This window comes from Enterobacter soli ATCC BAA-2102, from assembly GCF_001654845.1.
Classification (GTDB): domain Bacteria; phylum Pseudomonadota; class Gammaproteobacteria; order Enterobacterales; family Enterobacteriaceae; genus Enterobacter; species Enterobacter soli.
Map to the genome: position 1 here is coordinate 57,049 of NZ_LXES01000047.1, position 7,549 is coordinate 64,597.

A 7,549-nucleotide genomic window follows, 5' to 3' on the forward strand; every position below is an offset into this window, starting at 1 on the left:
ATAAACCCGGTGCAGGATATGCCGCTTTCGGGCGGCATTTTTGTGTCGCCCTCGCCCCACATCCATTCACCAGATCGCTCAAACACGAAAATGTAACAATGACAAAAATACCTGGACGAACGCGGTGCAGAGTATGTTATGGTTTAGACAGGATATGGAAAATTCGAGAAGTTTTCAGGTGGTTCCGGGTTAACACCGGTAATCACTTTGAAAAAACAAGCACATAAAAAGAGACCGAATACGATTCCTGTATTCGGTCCAGGGAAATGGCTCTTGGGAGAGAGCCGTGCGCTAAAAGTTGGCATTAATGCAGGCTAAAATCGCCTTGCCTTTTAAGAATAGATGAGAGCGCCAGGTTTTCCAGTCCACGGTAAAAGTGGCCTAAAAAAAGCGCATCGCCATCATAAAAACTAAAAAACCGCAGAGCTCTCGCAAGCGCCTGCGGTTTTTTATTGGAAACCAGAATGCTAGCAGAGCTTGTCGGCTCGCTCGATAAACGGTGCCAGGCTCATTTTGTGGCCGGGATTTGCCGGATCATCAATCTGGATCACGCTGATGGGTTTCCCGCTGCTTTTGCCGCTGGCGACCTGTTGCTCCGCAATATCATTAAGCGGGTATTGCACCAGAGTGCTTGGATTAATGGCATACAGAGCATGACCAGGACGGCAGGTCAGCATCACCTCTTCACGATCGAACGCCCATTTCTCTTTACCCACTTCAAACCGGCTGACCGTGATCACCTGCTGCGCCGCCAGTGCATTTCCGGCGCTGGCCAGCAGTAAGAGCGAAAGTAGTGTCTTTTTCATATGTTTTAACCTTCTCAGAAGGGTTCCCAGGTGGCGAAAAGACTGACCGTTGCCAGCACCAGCGCCCCCAGCACAACCTCTGCCTGTGTCATCCTGATAAAAATTTGTTGTTCTCGCCCGGCATCCGGTCGAAATCGTGGAACCAGAAAATACCGATTCGTCAGCGCAATTACCACCATCATTGCCACCAGCGCACATTTGAACAACAAAAGTTGTCCGTAGTGTGTGTCCCAGGGAACATTTAGGCCAAGGATAAACAGCGCATTGATTACCCCGGTAAAAATGACGCCCGCCACCGCATAATGCCCCACGCGGGAAAAACGCATCATGGTGTAGATGGCGGCAACGTGCCAACGGCCTTTGGCCAGCTGCATACAAAACAGCAGTGGCAACAATCCGCCGAGCCAGGTTGCAGCACACAGCAGGTGCACTGCATGGTTCACACGCTGCACGCCTCCGGCAATGCCTTCATTCATCGCGGCGTGTCCGACGCCCGCCAGCAGGAAAAATTGCCCCATCGCCAGCAACAGTAATCTCGCCCCTTTCTGCGGCGCAATCCAGGCAGTTGCGGTGGTGATTAATGCCAGAATTATCTGCCACACCCAGACGCTGCCATATTGCGTTGAGGCCACCGTCCCCCAGTTCTCCGGGCGCCATACGTCGCTCCAGCCATTACCCATCAATCCGCCCTGAAGACCAAACATCAGGAGCGCCGACAGCAGGCTAACTACTGCCATGACTTTTTGCTGTTGCTGAAAACGCCGCGTCATTAGCCGGTGCAGCGAAAAAGGCGCGAGCCATGCGCTGTACAACGCATTGCCGAAAATCAGCATCAGCGCGCCGAAGTGGATAAAACGCAGAACAACGTAGCTTAACGCCAGCATGTTATTTCACGCTGAAACGGTAGCTGCCTTTGGTTTTGTGGCCATCCACAGAAACCACATGCCATTCGACGAGATACGTCCCCGTCGCAAGCGATTGATCTAAGGGCACAATCAGCTGCGTTTTGTCTTTCTCATCACGCTTAACCGCGCCTGTTTTGACCGTTTGCTGCCGCTCCCCTGTCACGGTCACTCCGCTGAAAGCAGGTTCAATGCCCTCTGAAAAATGCAGGGTTAACGCTTGTGGTGCCGTTGCGACCACGGCGTCTGCTGCCGGGGTTTGCTGTTTAAGATGCGCGTGCGCCAGGACAGAAGGTGTTGCCACCGAAGCAATCAGAAAGGTTAACGCGCAAACCGCGCGGGTCGAGGAAAAAACCATCGCAATCATTCCTTTTTGTTATGTCTACATGACAGAGGATAACTCTGTATAATAAACGAGTCGAGGATCATCCTGCGCCTGCTTGTCAACGCCGTGCAATCGCGGTAACGTTGCCGCCGCAAAAAAAGGAGAAGGAAATGAAGATCAATCTGGCCGCCCTTCCTCAGGACGAGATGGACAAAGTGAATGTCGATCTCGCTGCCGCTGGCGTGGCATTTAAAGAGCGTTACAACATGCCTATTGTGGCCGAAGTTGTCGAACGTGAACAGCCTGCGCACCTGCGCGACTGGTTCCGCGAGCGCCTCATTGCCCACCGTCTTGCCTCAGTTAATCTTTCGCGTTTACCCTACGAACCTAAAGTTAAGTAACCTTAACGACGTGTTACATTTCCTTACACGGATTGTGGCAGGATAAGAAAACCCTGAAGTTTTAAGGTGTATTCTTAAAGCCTGCGACTCTGTGTATAAGGATGTCACGATGTCACGATGGAATATTGCTGCCGCTCAGTATGCCCGCCAGCATCACTGCGTGGATGCGCACGTTGAGCACCATTTACGCTTCATTGCCGAAGCCGCACGACAGCAGTGCGATTTGCTGGTTTTCCCTGAGCTTTCGTTAACCGGCCCGGGTGATGAGGTTCTGCCAGCCCCACCCAGCGTTCGCCAGCTAGAGCCTCTTCTTCGGGCTACCCAAATATACCGTATTACCGTTATCGCCGGGATCACGCTGGAAAACCAGGGTCAGCGCCAGAAAGGATTAGCCCTGTTTAGCCCGTGCTGCGATACCGCTCTGCGTTATCCGCAGGGAAGCAACGCGAGCCTTACCCGCGATGATACGCAACTCACCATCATAGACACCCACTCTGACACGCCAAACCTCGACCCACTGGCCGCATTATTAACCAGCAGCCAGGATGTAGGCGATCACCGCTGGCGTCAGTCTATTAGTACCTTACAGCGATTTGCCCACAAATATTCGATTGCCGTGTTGATGGCGAATGCCCGCAACGGCAGCGCGCTGTGGGATGAAAAAGGACAACTCATCGTCCGGGCCGATAAGGGTGAGCTGTTATTGACTGGCTCCCGGGGAAGACAGGGTTGGCAAGGCGATATCATTCCTTTAGGCTAAGCGTTTTAGGGTCAGGAGCGATCAATGCTGCGCGTAATCGACACCGAAACTTGCGATCTTCAGGGCGGAATAGTGGAAGTGGCCTCTGTTGACGTGGTTGACGGTAAAATAGTCAATCCAATGAGTCACCTGGTGCGTCCCGATCGTCCGATTAGCCCGCAGGCGATGGCCATTCACCGCATTACTGAATCGATGGTGGCGGATAAGCCCTGGATCGAAGAGGTCATCCCCCACTATTACGGCAGCATGTGGTACGTGGCGCATAACGCCAGTTTTGACCGCCGCGTGTTGCCGGAAATGCCCGGTGAGTGGATCTGTACCATGAAGCTGGCCCGCCGCTTATGGCCGGGGATCAAATACAGCAATATGGCGCTCTACAAATCGCGCAAGCTGAGCGTGAGAACCCCTGAAGGGCTACACCATCACCGTGCCCTGTATGATTGCTATATCACCGCGGCACTGCTCATCGATATTATGAATACCTCGGGGTGGACGCCGGATGATATGGCAACCATAACCGGGCGCCCGGCACTGTTGACGACCTTTACGTTCGGCAAGTACCGCGGAAAAGCGGTGTCTGAAGTTGCCGACAAGGATCCGGGCTATTTGCGCTGGCTGTACAACAACCTCGACAGAATGAGCCCGGAGCTTCGTTTAACCCTCCGGCACTATCTGGGCGAATCTTAATTCCCGACACGGCCTGGCAGCGTATCCTGCGCCAGGCCAATCAAAAAGGCGTACTCCAGCGCGACCCCTTCGTAGGATTTAAAACGCCCCGATTTACCCCCGTGGCCGGAATCCATGTCCGTGCAAAGTAACAACAGACTGTCGTCAGTTTTCAACTCGCGCAGTTTAGCGACCCATTTTGCCGGCTCCCAGTATTGTACCTGCGAGTCATGTAACCCGGTGGTCACCAGCAGATGCGGATAGGCTTTGGCCTCCACGTTGTCGTAAGGGCTGTACTCTTTCATGTAGCGGTAATAGGTTTCGTCCTGCGGATTGCCCCACTCTTCAAATTCGCCGGTCGTCAGGGGGATGGATTCATCCAGCATCGTGGTTAACACATCAACAAAGGGCACCTGGGCAACAATGCCTTTAAAACGCTCGGGCCGCGCGTTAATCACCGCTCCCATCAGCATTCCCCCGGCACTGCCCCCCATGCCGAAACAAAGCCCCGGATCGCCATAGCCCTGCTCTATCAGCGCATCGCAGACATCAAGATAGTCGTTGAAGGTGTTTTTCTTCCTGAGGAATTTCCCTTCTTCGTACCAGTGATGGCCCAGCTCACTGCCGCCACGCACATGCGCTATCGCAAAAACGAAACCACGATCGAGTAGGCTCAGCCTGCTGCTGCTAAAATCGGCATCCATGCTGGCACCATACGAACCGTAACCGTAAACCAGCAATGGATTTTTGCCCTTACGAAAATGTTCCGGTCGATACACCAGCGATACCGGCACTTCCACGCCATCCCGGGCTTTCACCCACAGGTGTTCGCTGCGATAATTTTCCGACTCAAAACCCGCAACCGCAGCCTGTTTCAGCACCTGCCGTTGCCCGGTGTCCATATCCAGCTCAAACAGTGTGTCCGGCGTAGTCATTGACGAATAGCCATAGCGCAGACGAGACGACTCCGGTTCAGGGTTGAAACCTATCCACGTCACATAAGCCGGATCATCAAAGGCAATCCCCACCACTTCCCGCGTTTTACGATTGATCTGCCGCAGGCTGGTCAGCCCGCGCTGGCGCTCTTCCACCACCAGCCAGTCAGTGAACAGCGTAAAACCTTCCAGCATCACCTGTTCACGCGCTGGAATTAACACCTCCCATTTCCGCTCGTCGCGCACTTTGGTTTTATAAAGGCCGAAGTTTTTCCCCTCGCGGTTTGAGCGCAGGTAAAAGCTGTGCTGGTAGTGATCCAGGCTGTACTCATGATCTTTACGACGCGGCAGGAAGCACAAAGGCTGCGCATCAGGAAGCTCCGCATCCAGCAGCAGCACTTCTGAGGTGGTCGCACTGGCAAGAGAGATAACAACATAATGACGGGACGTGGTTTTACTCAGGCTGACGTAAAAGGTTTCGTCTTTCTCTTCATACACCAGCTCATCCTGAGCGGCGGATGTCCCAATGGTATGGCGCCAGACCTGGTAAGGCAGCAATGTCACCGCGTGTTTTTTCACGTAGTAGACCGTTTCGGAATCATTCGCCCAAACAAAATCCGGTGACACGTTGTCCAGCATCTCGGGATACCAGTTCCCGCTTTCTAAATTACGAAAACGCAGGCCGTACTGCCGACGCGAAAGATAATCCTCGGCCAGCGCCATAATGGCGTTATCCGGGGAGATGGACATACCGCCCAGAGTATAGAATTCGCTGTGGGCTGCGCGCTGGTTGGCATCCAGCAGGATTTCCCAGTCATCCCATTCCGCGCTCAGGGCAGACTGGCGTTGATACACCGGGTATTCGTTGCCGGGCTCGTAGATATGGCGATAGCGATAGCCATTTTTGGTCCAGGGGGCGGAGATATCCCGTTGCGGGATTCGCTCCACCATTTCGGCTAATAACCGATCCTGAAGCGCCTGCTGGCTGGCCATCACCTTGCGGCCGTAGTCATTTTCCTGGTGAAGATAGTCGAGAACCTCCGGGCGGGAACGCGAATCGTCCCGTAGCCAGTAATAGTTGTCTATGCGTGTATCGCCATGCGTGGTAATGGCGTGAGGCTCGCGTCGGGCTTTTGGTGACATGTTATTTATTCGTTTTGGTTTTACACCCTATAAGGTTGGCAAAACACACGCACGATGCAAGCGAAACATCGCCGTCAGCTCCGTCACCTGGCCCTGAAATCAGAAAGCGCCATTTCTTACCCCCCTCATTGGGCCAGAGACAAGACAGACGCAAACGTTTTCGTTTATACTGCGCGCAACTTTTTCAGGGGGATTATTATGACTCGTTTAGGAACCGCGCTGCGTCCGGCAGCCACTCGCGTAATGCTGCTGGGCTCAGGTGAACTGGGTAAAGAAGTCGCCATTGAGTGCCAGCGTTTAGGCGTGGAAGTGATTGCGGTTGACCGTTATGCGGATGCGCCTGCCATGCATGTCGCCCATCGCTCACATGTTATAAACATGCTGGATGGCGATGCCCTGCGTGCCCTGATTGCACAAGAAAAACCGGATTTTGTGGTGCCTGAAATCGAAGCTATTGCCACTGATACGTTGATTGCGCTTGAGCAGGAAGGCCAGCGCGTTGTGCCTTGTGCGAAAGCGGCAAAGCTCACCATGAATCGCGAAGGCATTCGCCGCCTGGCGGCAGAAGAGCTGGCCCTGCCAACCTCCAGCTACCGTTTTGCTGACAGCAAAGAGACCTTTTTCAGTGCCGTGGAAGAGATTGGCTACCCGTGCATCATTAAGCCAGTAATGAGCTCCTCCGGCAAAGGACAAAGCTTTATCCGCGATAGCGCCACGCTGGACAAGGCCTGGGATTACGCACAACAGGGTGGCCGCGCAGGCGCCGGACGCGTAATTGTTGAAGGTGTGGTGAAGTTTGATTTCGAAATCACCTTGCTGACCGTTAGCGCCGTGGACGGCGTGCATTTCTGCGAAGCAATCGGCCATCGCCAGGAAGATGGCGATTATCGTGAGTCCTGGCAGCCTCAGCAGATGAGTGCCCTGGCGCTGGAGCGTGCGCAGGAGATCGCCCGCAAAGTGGTACTGGCTCTGGGCGGCTATGGCCTGTTCGGCGTTGAGCTGTTTGTCTGTGGCGATGAAGTCGTGTTCAGCGAAGTCTCCCCTCGCCCGCACGATACCGGGATGGTGACGCTGATTTCGCAGGATCTCTCTGAGTTCGCCCTGCACGTCCGCGCCTTCCTTGGCCTGCCTGTTGGTGGCATTCGTCAGTATGGCCCGGCGGCGTCGGCGGTGATCCTGCCGCAGTTGACCAGCCAGAACGTGACGTTTGATAACGTTGACGGTGCCGTTGGTGCAGGGATGCAGGTACGTCTGTTTGGTAAGCCGGAAATCGACGGCACGCGCCGTCTTGGCGTGGCGTTGGCCACCGGTGATAACGTGGACGATGCCGTGGCAAGAGCCAAAACAGCCGCGGCGAATGTTATCGTCGCAGGATAAAAAAAACGGGCCAAAAGGCCTAATGCCAGTCAGTTAAGCAGTATGAAGCCACTCTGTTAGTTTAGTGGCATCGTTCCGTTCACTCAGACTTTCCTGCTACCTGCATAATCTGCTGCGGTGAACGTGTTAAGGGGGCTATCGCGCCCCCTTAACAATCCCGTCTCCCGGCAAAGAAAATCGCCGCTTCGCGGTACCCTCAGCTTATTCCTTCCGGCTTTTCGGGGACGGGCGGAG

General features: G+C 54.2%; 8 protein-coding genes. 4 read left to right on the top strand and 4 right to left on the bottom strand.

Annotated features, from left to right (window positions below; translation table 11 throughout):
* Positions 1–467: 467 nt before the first annotated feature.
* Genes M987_RS18730 through yobA form a run of 3 tightly spaced genes read right to left on the bottom strand, consistent with a single transcriptional unit; the run spans position 468 to position 2,066 of the window.
* A complete protein-coding gene (locus M987_RS18730) occupies positions 468–806 on the bottom strand; it encodes a YebY family protein (RefSeq protein WP_014070673.1) in 339 nt (112 codons plus the stop codon).
* 14 nt (positions 807–820) lie between these two features.
* Positions 821–1,690 carry a copper homeostasis membrane protein CopD gene (copD, locus tag M987_RS18735; RefSeq protein ID WP_014070674.1) on the bottom strand — a complete coding sequence of 290 codons (870 nt, stop codon included), beginning with the start codon at positions 1,688–1,690 and terminating at the stop codon, positions 821–823.
* 1 nt (position 1,691) lies between these two features.
* On the bottom strand, positions 1,692–2,066 hold the full coding sequence (gene yobA, locus M987_RS18740) for a CopC domain-containing protein YobA (protein ID WP_014070675.1): 375 nt from the start codon (positions 2,064–2,066) through the stop codon (positions 1,692–1,694).
* Positions 2,067–2,203: 137 nt separating this feature from the next.
* Between yobA and M987_RS18745 the strand changes: the two genes are divergently transcribed.
* From M987_RS18745 to exoX, 3 genes are all read left to right on the top strand, one after another.
* Positions 2,204–2,434 carry a DNA polymerase III subunit theta gene (locus M987_RS18745; RefSeq protein WP_013096102.1) on the top strand — a complete coding sequence of 77 codons (231 nt, stop codon included), beginning with the start codon at positions 2,204–2,206 and terminating at the stop codon, positions 2,432–2,434.
* Between the two features lie 109 nt (positions 2,435–2,543).
* Positions 2,544–3,194, top strand: coding sequence for a carbon-nitrogen hydrolase family protein (locus M987_RS18750; protein WP_014070676.1), 651 nt, complete (start codon positions 2,544–2,546; stop codon positions 3,192–3,194).
* 24 nt (positions 3,195–3,218) lie between these two features.
* On the top strand, positions 3,219–3,881 hold the full coding sequence (exoX, locus tag M987_RS18755; RefSeq protein WP_014070677.1) for an exodeoxyribonuclease X: 663 nt from the start codon (positions 3,219–3,221) through the stop codon (positions 3,879–3,881).
* On the opposite strand, the gene ptrB is transcribed toward exoX, so the two are convergent.
* The gene (ptrB, locus tag M987_RS18760) at positions 3,878–5,938 is read right to left on the bottom strand and encodes an oligopeptidase B (protein ID WP_014070678.1); all 2,061 of its coding nucleotides are present in this window, start codon (positions 5,936–5,938) and stop codon (positions 3,878–3,880) included. The two genes, exoX and ptrB, sit on opposite strands and share 4 nt — an antisense overlap.
* Before the next feature lie 198 nt (positions 5,939–6,136).
* Between ptrB and purT the strand changes: the two genes are divergently transcribed.
* Positions 6,137–7,315 carry a formate-dependent phosphoribosylglycinamide formyltransferase gene (gene purT / locus M987_RS18765; RefSeq protein WP_014070679.1) on the top strand — a complete coding sequence of 393 codons (1,179 nt, stop codon included), beginning with the start codon at positions 6,137–6,139 and terminating at the stop codon, positions 7,313–7,315.
* Positions 7,316–7,549: the final 234 nt, after the last annotated feature.

Bases quoted from the DNA above. Each gene is read 5' to 3' on its own strand.
- M987_RS18730 (WP_014070673.1), bottom strand. From the start codon at position 806: ATGAAAAAGACACTACTTTCGCTCTTACTGCTGGCCAGCGCCGGAAAT.
- copD (WP_014070674.1), bottom strand. From the start codon at position 1,690: ATGCTGGCGTTAAGCTACGTTGTTCTGCGTTTTATCCACTTCGGCGCG.
- yobA (WP_014070675.1), bottom strand. From the start codon at position 2,066: ATGGTTTTTTCCTCGACCCGCGCGGTTTGCGCGTTAACCTTTCTGATT.
- M987_RS18745 (WP_013096102.1), top strand. From the start codon at position 2,204: ATGAAGATCAATCTGGCCGCCCTTCCTCAGGACGAGATGGACAAAGTG.
- M987_RS18750 (WP_014070676.1), top strand. From the start codon at position 2,544: ATGTCACGATGGAATATTGCTGCCGCTCAGTATGCCCGCCAGCATCAC.
- exoX (WP_014070677.1), top strand. From the start codon at position 3,219: ATGCTGCGCGTAATCGACACCGAAACTTGCGATCTTCAGGGCGGAATA.
- ptrB (WP_014070678.1), bottom strand. From the start codon at position 5,938: ATGTCACCAAAAGCCCGACGCGAGCCTCACGCCATTACCACGCATGGC.
- purT (WP_014070679.1), top strand. From the start codon at position 6,137: ATGACTCGTTTAGGAACCGCGCTGCGTCCGGCAGCCACTCGCGTAATG.